Consider the following 13,727-nt stretch of genomic DNA (forward strand, 5'->3'; position numbering starts at 1 on the left):
GAGAGGCCTGCCGGGTCGCGGCCCACCGGCCGGGTCGCGGCCCGGTGCCGGGGTGGGGCATGCCATAGGCTGACCCGCCTATGACACAACGTTCGGGCAGGCAGTCGGCGGGCCGTTCCGGCCGTCCAGGTGGGACCGGCCGTCCAGGTGGGACCGGCAGGACGGGCGGCGCCGGCAGGGCAGGCGGCGCCGGCGGCACCGGTGGAACAGCCGCGGCCGGCCGGCCGCGACGCCCCGGCGACCGGGGCCGTCCGCCGCAGGAGAACGAGCCCGAGCGGCACGAGCGGCACGAGCGGCGTGGTTCCCTACAAAAGCGGTCCGAACCCAAGCGTTCCGAACAGAAGCGCTCCGAACGCCCGCAGCGGCCGCAGACCGCGGGACCGCAGGGGACGAGCCGGATGGTCGTGCTCGCCGCCCCGGGACTCGCCCCGCTGGTCCAGCGTGAGCTGGCCGGCCTGCCCGGCGTGGAGGTCACCGACGTCGGCAACGACGGTCGCGCGGACGTCGTTCTGTGCACCGTCGACGCCGGACGCGAGGCCGCCCTGCTGCGGCTGCGTACGGCCGACGACGTGTTCGTCGAGCTCGGCCGGACCTTCCGTTCCGAAGGGGACAAGCCGCCCTGGATCGTGCGCCGGGTCCTGCGCCCGGGCCGGCTGGAGGCCGCCACCGGGCTGTGGCGGTCGACGCACCCCGGCACCGGCAGCCGGGGCCGGGGTGGGCGGCGGCTGACGTACCGCGTCGTCGCCAGGGTGCTGCAGGAGCGCACCTGGAAGCGGACCGAGCTGCGCCGGGCGCTGGATGCCGGGGTGAGTGACGCCGAGCCGGGCTGGAAGGCCGACGACCCCGCCCAGATCGAGGTGTGGGCGCTGGAGTACACCAAGGGCCGGTTCGTCGCCGGCCTGCGGCTGACCACGGTACGCATGCGTCAGCACGGTGGCCGGGAGTCCGAACGTCCGGGTGCGCTGCGTCCGCCTCTCGCGGCGGCGATGGTGGCGCTGGCCGGCGACCCGCCGGGCCGGTCCGCCAAGCCCGCCAGGTCCGGAACGTCGGGGAAGTCCGACAGGTCGGGCCTGTCCGGCACGCTGCTGGACCCGTGCTGCGGCTCGGGCACGATACTCGCCGAGGCCAAGGCGGTGGGCTGGGAGGTCGAGGGCCGCGACATCGACGCCAGCGCGGTCTCCGCCAGCCGGCGTAATGCCGACACCCCGCACGTGCGCGACGGCGACGTCCGCGACCTCGACCTGCCGGACGCGTCCGTGGACGCCGTCGTGTCCAACCTGCCGTTCGGGCGTCAGTACGCCGTCCAGGGCGACCCGGCGGTGTGGATCGCCGACGTGATGGCCGAGCTGGCCCGGGTGACCCGCCCCGGCGGACGGGTCGTCCTGCTGGTGCCGGAGCTGCCGAAGCAGGCCGTCCCGGCCACGCTCCGGTTGCGGGACCGGCACGAGGTCCGGCTGCTCGGCACGACCAGCACCATCTGGGCGTACGACCGGCGATGATCGGGGGGTGACCGAGCACCCCGGGCATCCCGGACTCCCCGAACTCGCCGGGCTGCCGCGGGTCGCTCCCATGCTGGCGACCCCCGGCGCGATGCCGCCGGCCGCCGACCAGCACCGGTGGGCGTTCGAGATGAAGTGGGACGGCGTCCGGGCGGTCGCCTACGTCGCCGACGGGCAGGTGGTGCTGCTCGGCCGGTCCGGCCGCGACTTCACCGGCACCTATCCCGAGGTCGGCGCGCTCGCCGACCTGCTGCCGGGGCGGCGCTGCGTACTCGACGGCGAGGTGGTGGCGCTGGACGAGCGCGGCCGGCCGAGCTTCGAGCTGCTCCAGGCCCGCATGCACGGTCCGGGTTCCGGACGCGGTCGCCGCCGTGCCGCGGGCGGTGCCGACGGTACGGGCAGAGCCGCGAAGCCGCCGGTCGTCTACCTCGTCTTCGACCTGCTGGCCCTGGACGGCACCTCGATGGTGGGAAGCCCCTACACGGATCGCCGGGAGGCGCTGGACGGGCTCGGCCTGGCCGGTCCGTACTGCCAGGTCCCGCCCGCGTTCGTGGGTGCCGGGGACGCCGCGCTGGCGACCAGCATGGAGCAGGGCCTGGAGGGCGTGGTCGCGAAGCGGCTTTCCGCGCCGTACGAACCCGGCCGGCGCAGCGCATCCTGGGTGAAGGTCAAGAACCTCCGCACCCAGGAGGTGGTGATCGCCGGCTGGCGGGTCGGTGAGGGCTCGCGGGCCGGCACGTTCGGCGCCCTGCTGTGCGGGGTGTACGACGAGGGCCGGCTGGTCTACGCGGGGCGGGTCGGGACCGGCTTCGACCAGCACAAGCTCGCCGACCTGACCGCCCGGCTGGCGCCGCTGGAGCAGCGCACCCAGCCCTTCGACCAGCGGCTGCCCACGGCGGAGTCGCGCGGCGCCCACTGGGTCCGGCCGGTGCTGGTCGGTGAGGTGGCGTTCGCGGAGTGGACGCGGGACGGGCGCCTGCGCCATCCCGTCTGGCGTGGGCTGCGGCCGGACAAGGAGCCCGGCGACGTGGTCCGCGAGTCCTGACGCGGGGCAGACCCAGCGGCCTGCCCCCTAGTCCGCGAACCCGGGTGGGGCGGTGGACCTGGCCGAGGGCGGGCCCTGACGCCGGCGGCGCGCGGTCCCGCTCTCGGCCCGGATCGCGCGGGTGCCCGGCGGGAGGTCGTTCGCGTCGGCGGCCCGGGTCAGGTAGTCGACCAGGATCCGTCGCAGCTCCTGGGCGGCGCGCGGCGGTTCGACGTCGTTGCGGCGGCCGAGCCCGATGGTGCGGTGCAGCCCGGGATCGGCGAACCGGGTCACGCGTACGGTGTCGCGCCGGTCGGCCACCATGCGTGGCACCACGGCCAGGCCGAGGCCGGCCTCCACGAAGCCGAGCACGGCGTCCATCTCCCCGCCCTCGACGGCGAACGTCGGCTCGAACCCCGCGGCGCGGCAGGCGCCGAGGGTGAACTCGCGCAGGTCGTACCCCTGCCGGAACATCACCAGGGGCTGGTCGCGCAGATCCTCGATCCGCAGCCGTCCGCCCTCCCAGATCGGAGGCTCCGAGGCCGGCGAGACCACCACCAGCTCCTCCCGCAGAAGCTCGGTGGTCGCCAGCGCGGGGTCATGGCTCTGCAGCGGAAGGATCAGCAGCGCGAGGTCGAGGTTGCCGGTGGCCACCTCGCGGACGAGGTCCCGCGAACCTGCCTCCTCGATGATCAGGTGGATGCCGGGGTACTGCAGGTGGTACGCCCGCAGCACGTCCGGCAGCAGGCCGGTGCACAGGCTCGGCGTGGCGCCCAGGCGGACCCGGCCGCGGCGGAGCTGGACGAGTTCCTGAACCTCCAGCCGGGCGGTGTCGGTGTCGGCGAGGATCCGCCGGGCAAGGGGGAGCAGGGCCTCGCCGGCGTCTGTCAACGCGATGTTGCCCCGGGCCCGGCGGAAGAGCTCGGCGCCGAGTTCGCGTTCCAGGGCACGGATCTGCTGGGACAGCGACGGCTGGGCGACGTGCACGCGCTCGGCGGCCCGGGTGAAGTGCCGGAGCTCGGCGACCGCGACGAAGTAGGCGAGTTGCTGCAACTGCACTCGGTAACTATAGCCAGTGGCTATCGAAACGAGCCAATCCATGTCTTGGACCTGTCGCCAACCGGCTTCTACCGTGGGGACTCATGGCATTGGCGACAGGTGCGGCCCGACCGTCCGTGGCCCGAACGTTGTGGTCCTCGACCATCGGCAAGAAAGCGGTCATGGCCGGCACCGGCGTGATCATGCTTGCCTTCCTGGTCGTCCACATGCTCGGCAATCTCAAGATCTTCTTCGGTGCGGCGGAGTTCAACCACTACGCCGGCTGGCTGCGGACCATCGGTTCGCCGGCCGTTCCCTCGTCGGGATTTCTCTGGGTGCAGCGCCTGGTGCTGGTCGGCGCCGTCGTCGCCCACGGCGTGGCGGCGTACCAACTGAGCCGGCGTGACGTCTCCGCCCGGCCCAGGAAGTACCACCACCGCCCGCCGGTGCGCACCAGCTACGCGACCCGCACGATGCGCTGGGGCGGAGTCATCCTCGGCCTGTTCATCGTGTGGCACATCCTCGACCTGACCACCCTCACCATCAACCCGCTCGGGCGGGCGCACCACCCGTACGAGAACGTCGTCGCCGACTTCCGCGTGTGGTACGTCAACGTCGTCTACATCCTCGCCATGCTCGCCCTGGGACTGCACGTCCGGCACGGCTTCTGGAGTGCCGCGCAGACCCTGGGCGCCAACAACCGTGCCCGCGACCGCGGACTGAAGGCCACCGCGAACGTTCTCGCCGTGGTGCTCACGGCCGGCTTCCTGGTCGTCCCCGTCGCGGTCATGACCGGAGTCGTGAGCTGACATGACCGCTGAGTTCGACACCTCCCAGACCGACATCGCCCAGACCGGCACCTCCCACGTCGGCACCTCCCACGCCGACCTGCCGTACGCCGTCGGCGTCCCGATCGTCGACCACAAGGCACCCGGTGGGCCGATCGAGCAGCGGTGGAGCCGCCGCCGGTTCGAGGCGAAGCTGGTCAACCCGGCCAACCGCCGCAAGCACACGGTGATCGTGGTCGGCACCGGCCTGGCCGGTGGTTCGGCCGGCGCCACCCTGGCCGAGCAGGGCTACCGGGTGGTGCAGTTCTGCTACCAGGACTCCCCGCGCCGGGCGCACTCGATCGCCGCCCAGGGCGGGATCAACGCCGCAAAGAACTACCGCAACGACGGCGACTCGGTGCACCGGCTGTTCTACGACACGGTGAAGGGCGGCGACTTCCGCTCCCGCGAGTCGAACGTGCACCGGCTGGCCGAGGCGTCGGTGGAGATCATCGACCAGTGCGTGGCCCAGGGTGTGCCGTTCGCCCGTGAGTACGGCGGCCTGCTGGACACCCGGTCCTTCGGCGGTGTCCAGGTCTCGCGCACGTTCTACGCCCGCGGCCAGACGGGCCAGCAGCTCCTGCTCGGCGCGTACCAGGCGCTGTCCCGCCAGATCGACGCCGGCAACATCGAGATGCACGCCCGCACCGAGATGCTGGACCTGATCGTCGTCGACGGGCGCGCCCGCGGCATCGTCGCCCGCGACCTGGTGAGCGGGCAGATCTCGATCCACCTCGCCGACGCGGTGGTGCTCGCCTCCGGCGGGTACGGCAACGTCTTCTACCTGTCCACCAACGCCAAGAACTCCAACGCCACGGCGATCTGGCGAGCGCACCGGCGTGGTGCGTACTTCGGCAATCCCTGCTTCACCCAGATCCACCCCACCTGCATCCCGCGCTCGGGTGACCACCAGTCCAAGCTCACGCTGATGAGTGAGTCGCTGCGCAACGACGGCCGGATCTGGGTTCCGAAGGCCAAGGGCGACGACCGGCCGCCGGAGCAGATCCCCGAGGACGAACGCGACTACTACCTCGAGCGGATCTACCCCTCGTTCGGCAACCTCGTTCCGCGCGACATCGCCTCCCGCGCGGCGAAGAACGTCTGCGACGAGGGCCGCGGCGTGGGTCCCGGCGGTCAGGGTGTCTACCTCGACTTCGCCGACGCGGTCGCGCGGATGGGCCGGGAGAAGGTCGAGGAACGCTACGGCAACCTGTTCGAGATGTACGAGCGGATCACCGCCGAGGATCCCTACACCCGGCCGATGCGCATCTATCCCGCGGTCCACTACACGATGGGCGGGCTGTGGGTCGACTACGACCTGTCCACCACGGTGCCGGGCCTGTTCGCGATCGGCGAGGCGAACTTCTCCGACCACGGCGCCAACCGGCTCGGCGCCAGCGCGCTGATGCAGGGTCTCGCGGACGGTTACTTCGTCCTCCCTGCGACGATCAACGACTACCTCGCCACCGCGCCGAACGAGAAGGTGGCGCCGGACCACCCGGAGGTCTCTGCGGTGGTCGCCGATGTCAACGACCGGTTGCGCAGGCTGCTGGCCGTCGACGGCGACCGTACGCCGGACTCCTTCCATCGCGAGCTCGGCGAGCTGATGTGGGACGAGTGTGGAATGGCCCGAAACGAGGCGGGCCTGCGCAAGGCGCTGGACCGGATCCCGCAGCTGCGGGAGGAGTTCTGGCGCCGGGTGAAGGTGCCCGGCACCGGCTACGAGCTGAACCAGTCGCTGGAGAAGGCGAACCGGGTCGCGGACTTCCTGGAGCTCGCCGAGCTGATGTGCCTGGACGCCCTGCACCGTGCCGAGTCCTGCGGCGGCCACTTCCGCGAGGAGAGCCAGAGCGCGGAGGGCGAGGCGTTGCGCGACGACGACAACTTCACCTACGTCGCGGCCTGGGAGTGGTCCGGAGCAGACGCCGAACCCGTGCTGCACAAGGAAGATCTGAGCTTCGAGTACGTCCATCCCACCCAGCGGAGCTACGCATGAACCTCACCCTGCGCATCTGGCGGCAGCGTTCCGCCGACGACAAGGGCGCCATGGTCACCTACCGGGTGGAGGACGTCAGCCCCGAGATGTCCTTCCTGGAGATGCTGGACATCCTCAACGAGGACCTCATCCTGCGCGGTGATGAGCCGGTGGCCTTCGACCACGACTGCCGTGAGGGCATCTGCGGCGCCTGCGGCATGGTCATCAACGGCGAGGCGCACGGACCCGAACGCACCACCACGTGCCAGCTGCACATGCGGCACTTCAAGGACGGCGACACGATCGACGTGGAGCCCTGGCGGGCCTCGGCGTTCCCGGTGGTGAAGGACCTCGTGGTCGACCGCTCGGCGTTCGACCGGGTGATCCAGGCGGGTGGCTACATCACCGCGCCGACCGGCAGCGCGCCGGACGCGCACGCCACGGCAGTTCCCAAGGAGGCGGCCGACTACGCCTTCGAGCACGCGGAGTGCATCGGCTGCGGCGCCTGCGTGGCGGCCTGCCCGAACGGCTCGGCGATGTTGTTCACCAGCGCGAAGATCAACCATCTCAACGCCCTGCCGCAGGGTGCTCCCGAACGCGAGGGTCGGGTCACGGACATGGTGTCGGCCATGGACGAGGAGGGCTTCGGCGGTTGCACGAACGTCGGCGCCTGCACCTCGGCGTGCCCGAAGGGGATCCCGCTGCAGAGCATCGCCGACATGAACCGCGAGTTCCTGCGGGCCTCGACCCGCCGCCGCCGCTGATCTCCCACCGCCGGTGTCAAGACGCCCCTGACAGCTGTCAGGAGCGTCTTGACGTGGGTGGGAGGACGGTCAGGAACCGTCTCCGGGCTCGCGGCCCGGTCCGGCGGCCGGATCGCTGTCGGGGCCGGGAGCGGGCAGGGCGTCGAGGTGGCGTTCGAGCGCGTCGAGATGGCGCTCCCACAGCCTGCGGTAGGGCGCCAGCCAGGCGTCCACCTCGGCCAGCGGCTCGGGCCGGATCTCGTACCACCGCCGCTGCGCGTCCTGGCGGACCCGGACGAACCCGTTGTCCCGCAGCACCCGCAGGTGCTTGGACGTGCCGGGCTGGCTGAGCCGCAGCTGTTCGACCAGCTCGCCCACCGAGCGCGGGCGCTCCAGCAGCAGGTCCAGGATGCGCCGGCGAGTGGGCTCGGCCAGCACCTCGAAACTCGTCGCCATACGGCTACATAACCACCCGGGCATGTAGGCCGCAACCCCGACGGCAGAGGACTCCGCCGGTCAGTACGCCGACGGCCGGATCGCGAACACCGAACGCTGGTTGGGATGTTCGGTCAGCGACCACAGCTCGTCCCGGCCCGGCCAGTAGGACAGGTCCTCCGGCCCGATCGGCAGTGCGTCGTAGTGCATCCGCACCGCGCCGCCCGGCTCGTAGGTCGCGAGGTCGCCCTGGTTGGCCGTCCCGTCGCTGGTGGACAGGTAGTACTTCCCGCGGATCGACGCCGCGCCCTGCATGCTCGTCACCGACACGTCGTACGCCTCGATCGCTTGCGCCCTGCCGTCCGCGGAGATGGTGAGCAGCCGGCTGGTGCGGTCCAGTGGGAACCGCACCAGCCGGGTGCCTCCGCCGGGGTGGCCGTACTCCGGTACGACCAGGCTGTGCCGGGTGGTGGTGCGGTCCAGTGACACCGCGGAGAACCGGATCGGCAGCGCGCCTCCGGTGGTCGACTGTGTGTACGTGAACACCTGCGGCACGACGTAGGGCAGGTCGTGCGCCTGGTACGTCCCGTCTGGCTGGAGCCCGATCCCGGTGGGGTCACCGGTGGCCACCCGCCAGATGTGGCGCAGGTCGAAGACGCGGAAGCCGTTCCAGGTGTCGGCGAGGTAGAGGTGGTCGCCGTACCAGAACATCCCGCCGGCGTGCAGCTCGATCGGCCGGAACGACGCCTTGCCGTCCTCGCGCGTGTACGGCTCGACGAGCAGCGTGTGGCGGTACGTCGGAGCCGACGGATCCGACCAGTCCACGAACGTCAGCCGCACCCCCTTGTCGATGCCGTCGTCGTCCGCGTCGTACCAGCTGGCCAGGATCACCTCCGAGCCCGCGTACGTCCCGCGCGCGTTGGCGTCCGCCGTCGTCGTGATGGCCTGCGGATACCAGGCCTGGGTGCTCGAGTCCTGCTCGTCCCAGCAGAACGCGGCGACGAGCTCGGCCGCCTGCGGTACGCACCGGTGTGCGCTGCGGTCGGTGTCGCGGATCACGGCGGACACGGAGACGTTCGGGAGTACGGAGTCCAGGTCGTCCACCAGCGGGGAGTACGCCGACTTCGTCAACTCGAACTTGCTCGCGTCCAGTCCGTCGGCCGCGCGTCCGGGTGGACTGGCCGCAGACCAGGTGCCGAGCAGGGTCACCGCGGTGAGAACGCCCAGCAGGGACAGGCGTCGCAGCATGTGCCGAACCTCGCAGACGTGGGGAGTACGAGATGTGCACGATCCGGTGATGTCGGGTGGTCACGCACGACGGGTGTGTCAGTGTGCTGGTTGTGACCTTGCGTCGTCACTCGCTCTCCCACGGTTGACAGTAACCGGCCACCGGGCGGCCTCGCGCGGCAACGATGTGCCAGCATTGGCCGACCGGCAGGAACCAGGGAGGAAAAGTGTCCGATCCGCGCGTGCGGCGTGTCCGCCGCTCCGACGTCGACGCGGTGGTGAAGCTGGTGCACGAACTCGCCGCGTACGAACGCGCCTCGGCCGAGTGCACGCTCACCGCCGAAGACCTCGAGGCGGCCCTGTTCGGCGCACCGTCGGGAGACGCGCGGCCGGCGTTGTTCGCGCACGTCGCGGAGGTGGCCGGCGAGGTCGTCGGCTGCGCCCTGTGGTTCCTGAACTTCTCCACCTGGCGGGGAACCCACGGCATCTACCTCGAGGACCTGTTCGTCCGGCCGCAGCACCGGCAGGCCGGCCTGGGCAAGGCGTTGTTGACAGCACTGGCGGAGGAGTGCGTCCAGCGCGGCTACGCCCGGCTGGAGTGGTCGGTGCTGGACTGGAACGAGCCGTCGATCGGCTTCTATCGTTCGCTCGGCGCCGTGCCCATGGAGGAGTGGACGGTGTTCCGGCTGACCGACGACGCGCTGACGTCCCTCGGCACGTCCTGAGGCGTCGGCCGGCGGGCCTCGTCGTGCCGGCGGCGGTAGGCGCCGGGTGGTTCGCCGCACGCCGCGGTGAAGCAGGAGTAGAACCTGCTCTGCGAGCCGAACCCCGCTGCGTGCGCGATCTCGGCCATGCCCGCGCCGGTGGTGAGCAGCAGGCGTTGCGCCTCCGCCACCCGGCACTGGGTGAGGTAGGCGCCGAGCGTGGTGCCGACGACGTTCCGGAACACCCCCATCGCGTGGTGGGGATGCACGTGCACCGCGGCGGCGATGTCGGCGACGGTGAGGGGATCGCGGAACCGCTCGGCGATGAACCTCGCCATCGTCGCGGCCCGCTCCACCGCGGTCTCGCCGCCGTGTGACTCGCCGCCGTGCGTGTCGTCCCCGTACGCCTCACCGCCGTCCGTTCCAGCCCTGTCGGCGGCGTCGGCGTGGGTGACCCTCTCGACGGGGGTGGCGGCCCGGGCCAGCCGCCGGATCCAGGCCTGGATCTCCAGCAGGGCGATGTCCCGCAGGTCCGGGTCGCCGGTGGCGAGGTCGGCCGACCAGCGCCCGAAGCCGCTCGCGTCCAGGGTGCCGGGGCTGGTCGCCGCGACCAGCGGCTGCCCCTGCAGCAACCGGCCGGCCAGCCCGTCGGTCAACCCCCAGCGCAGGAAGCGATCCAGCGGGATGGTGATCCAGTGCACGCGGGTGTGTGCGGGCGCGCGCACCAACTGGTGGGGAACGGCGGCCCAGAACGCCGCTGCCGTTCCCGGTGCGATCTCCACCGGCGCGCCGCCGAAGAGGTACGTCAGCGCGCCGCCCTCGGCGAGGTTGACCTCGATGTCGTCGTGGCGGTGAGCGCACTCCATCACCGACGAGAGCCCGCTCCAGCAGGCCAGCCCGATGTGCTCGTCCACCGGCAGGTCGAGACCCGGACCGGACGCGGCACCTCGCCGCCCACGCGCACGCGGCAGTGGGGAGGAGAGACCAGGAGGTCGTACGGGAGAGATCACCGCGCCACCGTAACCCCGGGGGCGGGGGTCACGGAGGCGTGGAGTCCGTCGGCTACTTGACCGCCCCGGCCAGCATCCCGGCGATGAAGTGCCGTTGCAGGAACAGGTAGACGATCACGACCGGTGCGGCGACGATCGTCGCGCCGGCAGCCAGCAGGGAGAACTGCGAGGTGTGCTGGCCCTGGAAGAACGCCAGCCCGAGCGGTGCGGTGCGGAGGTTCTCACTGGTGATCATCACCAGCGGCATGAGGAACTCGTTCCAGGTCCACATGAACACCAGCATCGCCATCGTCAGCAGGGCGGGCCGGCTGATCGGCACCAGGATCTTCCACAGCACCGACCACCGGGTCGCGCCGTCCAGCTTGGCCGCCTCGATCAGGCTGGTCGGAATCCCGCGGAAGAACGACCGCATCCAGAACGTGCAGAACGCCAGCGACTGGGCGACCTGGGGAAAGATGAGCGCCCAGTAGGTGTCGGTGAGCCCGACGCCGCGCAGGTCGTAGTACAGCGGGATGATCAGTGCCTCGCTCGGCACCATCAGTCCCAGCAGCAGGATGTAGAACAACACCGACTGGCCGCGGAAACGCATGGTGGCGAAGGCGTATCCCGCCAGTACGGCGAGGAGCGAGGAGATCACCACCACGCTCACCGTTACGAGCACGCTGGAACGCATGTAGGTGCCGAAGTGCCCTTCGTTCCATGCGGTCAGGAAGTTCTCGAAGTGCGGCGAGCTCGGGAACGTCAGTGACGCCGACGACTCCGACGGGTCGGTCAGCGCCGAGGTGAGCACGCCGAGCAGCGGAAACAACGCGATGATCGCGAAGACCCCGAGAATCAGGTAGTTCAGTGTGGCTTCCCGCTTGGAGATCACGCGCGCTCCCCGGGGTCGATCCGCTGGATCAGGGTGGTGACGATCAGGATGACGACCGTCAGCAGGATGCCGACGGCACACGCCGAACCGACCTGGTTGAGGTCGAAGGCGCGGTGGTAGACCTCGAAGCCGGGCACCGTCGTCGAGGTGCCGGGCCCGCCGCGGGTGGCGACGAAGATGAGGTCGAAGCTCTTCAGGCCGGCGACCACGGTGAGCGTCATCGCCACCGCGATCTGCGGGCGCAGGCCGGGCAGGGTGACCGCGAAGAACTCCCGGATCGCACTGGCGCCGTCCAGGCGGGCGGCCTCGTACAGCTCCGGTTCGATCTGGGACACCCCGGCCAGGAACAGCACCAGGCACAGGCCGATCTCGACCCAGGTGCCGATCAGCCCGACCGCGGGCAGCGCCCAGGCGAAGTCGCCCAGCCAGGGCCGGGTCACCGCCTCCAGGCCGACCAGCGACAACGCCTTGTTCAGCACGCCGTCGGGGGCGTAGATCGCGGTCCAGGTGGTGGCCACCACGACCGAGGCGACCACCTGGGGAAGGAAGATGACGACCCGGAAGAACGACAGCCGCTTCAGCTTCGTCGCGTGCGTCATCACCCCGGTCAGCAGCAGGGCCAGCAGGATCGGGATGACGGCGTAGAAGACGATCAGCACCGCGGAGTGCGAGAACGCCTTGAGCAGCATGGGATCGCTGATGGCGCTGGTGTAGTTGCCGATGCCCACCCAGGTGGCCGGCGTCAGGCCGTCCCAGTCGTACAACGAGATCCACACACCGTGCAGCAGTGGGTAGAGCAGGAAGAACCCGAACACCACGTACGCCGGAATGAGGTAGAGGTAGGCGGCCCGCTCCGAGCGGTCCCTGGACTTCTTCTTCTTGGCGGTGGGCGCGTCCTTGGGCGCGCCCACCGCCGTCGTCGTCGTCATCTGTGCGGACACCAGTGGTTCGGTCCTAACGGTGGATTACCTGGCCGGACTACTTCGACTTGAACCCGTCGTAGTCCTGGTCGAGGTTGCCGGTGAACTGCTTGACGTTCTGCTTGCCGCCCAGCAGCTGCTGCAGGTTGGAGGTCAGCGTGTCGTAGAACGTCGGCGTGGTGTAGTCGAGGTAGGGAACCAGGCCGTCGTTCTCGCTGATCTTCTTCCACGCCGAGAAGATGTCGGCGGTGAGGGTGCCGGCCTTGGGCTGGTAGTTCGGCGGCGCGACGGCCGGCAGGTTGCCGGTCTCGGCGAGCACGTCGTCGGCCTGGGCGTTGGTGATGAAGTTGAGGTACGCCGCGGCCACGTCGGGGTGCTTGCTCTTGGAGGTGACGGCCCACGCGAGGCCCTCACCGCCCTGGGTGACGTTGGGCGCGCCGGCCTTGGCCGGGGGCGGGCTCATGAAGCCGACGTCGGATCCCATCGCCTTCTCCAGCTCGGCGAGGCGCCAGGTGCCGTCGATGCGGAAGACACCCTGGCCCTTGGCGAAGTTGGCCGAGGCGGCGTCGCCGCTCAGGCCGTTGAAGCCGGGGGACAGGTAGCCCTTCTTCGCCCAGCTCTGCACGGTCTCCGCGGCCTTGGTGGTGCCGGCGTCGGACCACTCACCGCTCTTGGAGGTCACCAGGTTTCGCACCGCCTGCTTGCCGGCGGTGTTGGCCTGTACGACACCGAACAGGTGGATCGCCGGCGACTTGTCGGAGGTGCCGAACTGGATCGGCAGCAGGCCCTTGGCCTTCGCCTTCGGCAGTGCGGCCTCGAAGTCCGCCCAGGTCTTCGGCGCGGCGATGCCGGCCTGCTTCATCAGCTTCTTGTTGTAGTAGATGCCGACGATCTCACCGGTCTGGGAGACGCCGTAGAGGCTGCCGGTCTGCCAGTCCTTGCCGTTGGTGGAGAACTTGTTCAGGTCCAGCAGCTGCTTGGGGAACTTCTGGTCCCACTTGTAGACCTTGTTGTACTGGTCGAGCGGGGTGAGCAAGCCGGCCTTGACGAAGGCTCCCATGTCCGGGTAGCCCTGGTTCGCCTGTACGACGTCGGGCGGGTTGTCACCGGACAGCGCGAGCTTCAACGTCGTCTTGGTGTCGTTCAGCGTGCGCGACACCCGGTTGATCTTGACGTTGGGGTACTTCTTCTCGAACTCCTGGTTGAGCTTGACCATCGCGTCGTTGGCGCCGCCGGAGGTGTTGATGTCCCACACCGTCAAGCTGACCTTGCCCGCCTTGGCGGGGTCGGTGGCGATCTTGGAGCTGGGCTTGACCGACGGCCCGCTGGAGTCGCTGGTACTGCCGCCGGGGGCGCAGGCGGCGGCGAGGAGGATCGGCACCGCCGCCAGACCGACGCCCACGCGGGCGAGGATCCTGTTACGAGAACTGCTCATCAACACACCTTCTTGCTGG

The 13,727-nt window shown here is 70.4% G+C and carries 13 protein-coding genes; 6 read left to right on the plus strand and 7 right to left on the minus strand.

Annotation, left to right across the window (positions count from 1 at the left end; genetic code table 11):
* Nucleotides 1-398: 398 nt before the first annotated feature.
* Nucleotides 399-1,499, plus strand: coding sequence for a methyltransferase domain-containing protein (locus FHR37_RS08795; RefSeq protein ID WP_092883550.1), 1,101 nt, complete (start codon nucleotides 399-401; stop codon nucleotides 1,497-1,499).
* 7 nt (nucleotides 1,500-1,506) lie between these two features.
* The gene (gene ligD, locus FHR37_RS08800; RefSeq protein ID WP_237768792.1) at nucleotides 1,507-2,544 is read left to right on the plus strand and encodes a non-homologous end-joining DNA ligase; all 1,038 of its coding nucleotides are present in this window, start codon (nucleotides 1,507-1,509) and stop codon (nucleotides 2,542-2,544) included.
* A 27-nt stretch (nucleotides 2,545-2,571) separates the two neighbouring features.
* Here ligD and FHR37_RS08805 read toward each other — a convergent pair whose 3' ends face one another.
* Nucleotides 2,572-3,582, minus strand: coding sequence for a LysR family transcriptional regulator (locus FHR37_RS08805; protein WP_092883551.1), 1,011 nt, complete (start codon nucleotides 3,580-3,582; stop codon nucleotides 2,572-2,574).
* An 83-nt stretch (nucleotides 3,583-3,665) separates the two neighbouring features.
* Here FHR37_RS08805 and FHR37_RS08810 point away from each other — a divergent pair, with 83 nt between their 5' ends.
* Genes FHR37_RS08810 through FHR37_RS08820 form a run of 3 tightly spaced genes read left to right on the plus strand, consistent with a single transcriptional unit; the run spans nucleotide 3,666 to nucleotide 7,127 of the window.
* Nucleotides 3,666-4,370 carry a succinate dehydrogenase cytochrome b subunit gene (locus tag FHR37_RS08810; protein WP_092883552.1) on the plus strand — a complete coding sequence of 235 codons (705 nt, stop codon included), beginning with the start codon at nucleotides 3,666-3,668 and terminating at the stop codon, nucleotides 4,368-4,370.
* A gap of 34 nt (nucleotides 4,371-4,404) precedes the next feature.
* Complete coding sequence (locus FHR37_RS08815) at nucleotides 4,405-6,384, plus strand: fumarate reductase/succinate dehydrogenase flavoprotein subunit (protein WP_456237027.1); 1,980 nt, start codon at nucleotides 4,405-4,407, stop codon at nucleotides 6,382-6,384.
* A complete protein-coding gene (locus FHR37_RS08820; protein WP_092883554.1) occupies nucleotides 6,381-7,127 on the plus strand; it encodes a succinate dehydrogenase/fumarate reductase iron-sulfur subunit in 747 nt (248 codons plus the stop codon). Before FHR37_RS08815 ends, FHR37_RS08820 begins: the two co-directional genes overlap by 4 nt.
* 69 nt (nucleotides 7,128-7,196) lie before the next feature.
* Here FHR37_RS08820 and FHR37_RS08825 read toward each other — a convergent pair whose 3' ends face one another.
* Both FHR37_RS08825 and FHR37_RS08830 read right to left on the minus strand, forming a co-directional pair.
* Entirely contained in the window at nucleotides 7,197-7,562 is a 366-nt protein-coding gene (locus FHR37_RS08825; RefSeq protein ID WP_092883555.1) for an ArsR/SmtB family transcription factor, read from the minus strand.
* A gap of 60 nt (nucleotides 7,563-7,622) precedes the next feature.
* On the minus strand, nucleotides 7,623-8,789 hold the full coding sequence (locus tag FHR37_RS08830) for a hypothetical protein (RefSeq protein WP_092883556.1): 1,167 nt from the start codon (nucleotides 8,787-8,789) through the stop codon (nucleotides 7,623-7,625).
* Between the two features lie 164 nt (nucleotides 8,790-8,953).
* On the opposite strand from FHR37_RS08830, the gene FHR37_RS08835 reads away from it, so the two are divergent.
* Nucleotides 8,954-9,493, plus strand: coding sequence for a GNAT family N-acetyltransferase (locus FHR37_RS08835; protein ID WP_092883557.1), 540 nt, complete (start codon nucleotides 8,954-8,956; stop codon nucleotides 9,491-9,493).
* Here FHR37_RS08835 and FHR37_RS32985 read toward each other — a convergent pair.
* From FHR37_RS32985 to FHR37_RS08855, 4 genes are read right to left on the minus strand one after another with little or no spacing between them, the layout of a single operon-like run.
* Complete coding sequence (locus FHR37_RS32985) at nucleotides 9,406-10,482, minus strand: helix-turn-helix domain-containing protein (protein WP_139238958.1); 1,077 nt, start codon at nucleotides 10,480-10,482, stop codon at nucleotides 9,406-9,408. The genes FHR37_RS08835 and FHR37_RS32985 overlap by 88 nt on opposite strands.
* Before the next feature lie 52 nt (nucleotides 10,483-10,534).
* Nucleotides 10,535-11,353 (minus strand): carbohydrate ABC transporter permease, encoded by an 819-nt coding sequence (locus FHR37_RS08845; protein ID WP_092883559.1) that lies wholly within the window; start codon nucleotides 11,351-11,353, stop codon nucleotides 10,535-10,537.
* Complete coding sequence (locus FHR37_RS08850; RefSeq protein ID WP_092883560.1) at nucleotides 11,350-12,282, minus strand: carbohydrate ABC transporter permease; 933 nt, start codon at nucleotides 12,280-12,282, stop codon at nucleotides 11,350-11,352. Before FHR37_RS08850 ends, FHR37_RS08845 begins: the two co-directional genes overlap by 4 nt.
* Nucleotides 12,283-12,331: 49 nt before the next feature.
* Entirely contained in the window at nucleotides 12,332-13,708 is a 1,377-nt protein-coding gene (locus FHR37_RS08855; protein ID WP_092883561.1) for an extracellular solute-binding protein, read from the minus strand.
* Nucleotides 13,709-13,727 lie beyond the last annotated feature (19 nt).

The organism is Actinopolymorpha cephalotaxi, assembly GCF_013408535.1.
GTDB classification, from domain to species: domain Bacteria; phylum Actinomycetota; class Actinomycetes; order Propionibacteriales; family Actinopolymorphaceae; genus Actinopolymorpha; species Actinopolymorpha cephalotaxi.

Bases quoted from the DNA above. Each gene is read 5' to 3' on its own strand.
- FHR37_RS08810 (WP_092883552.1), top strand. From the start codon at position 3,666: ATGGCATTGGCGACAGGTGCGGCCCGACCGTCCGTGGCCCGAACGTTG.
- FHR37_RS08820 (WP_092883554.1), top strand. From the start codon at position 6,381: ATGAACCTCACCCTGCGCATCTGGCGGCAGCGTTCCGCCGACGACAAG.
- FHR37_RS08830 (WP_092883556.1), bottom strand. From the start codon at position 8,789: ATGCTGCGACGCCTGTCCCTGCTGGGCGTTCTCACCGCGGTGACCCTG.
- FHR37_RS08835 (WP_092883557.1), top strand. From the start codon at position 8,954: ATGTGCCAGCATTGGCCGACCGGCAGGAACCAGGGAGGAAAAGTGTCC.
- FHR37_RS08795 (WP_092883550.1), top strand. From the start codon at position 399: ATGGTCGTGCTCGCCGCCCCGGGACTCGCCCCGCTGGTCCAGCGTGAG.
- FHR37_RS08855 (WP_092883561.1), bottom strand. From the start codon at position 13,708: ATGAGCAGTTCTCGTAACAGGATCCTCGCCCGCGTGGGCGTCGGTCTG.
- FHR37_RS08850 (WP_092883560.1), bottom strand. From the start codon at position 12,282: ATGACGACGACGACGGCGGTGGGCGCGCCCAAGGACGCGCCCACCGCC.
- FHR37_RS08825 (WP_092883555.1), bottom strand. From the start codon at position 7,562: ATGGCGACGAGTTTCGAGGTGCTGGCCGAGCCCACTCGCCGGCGCATC.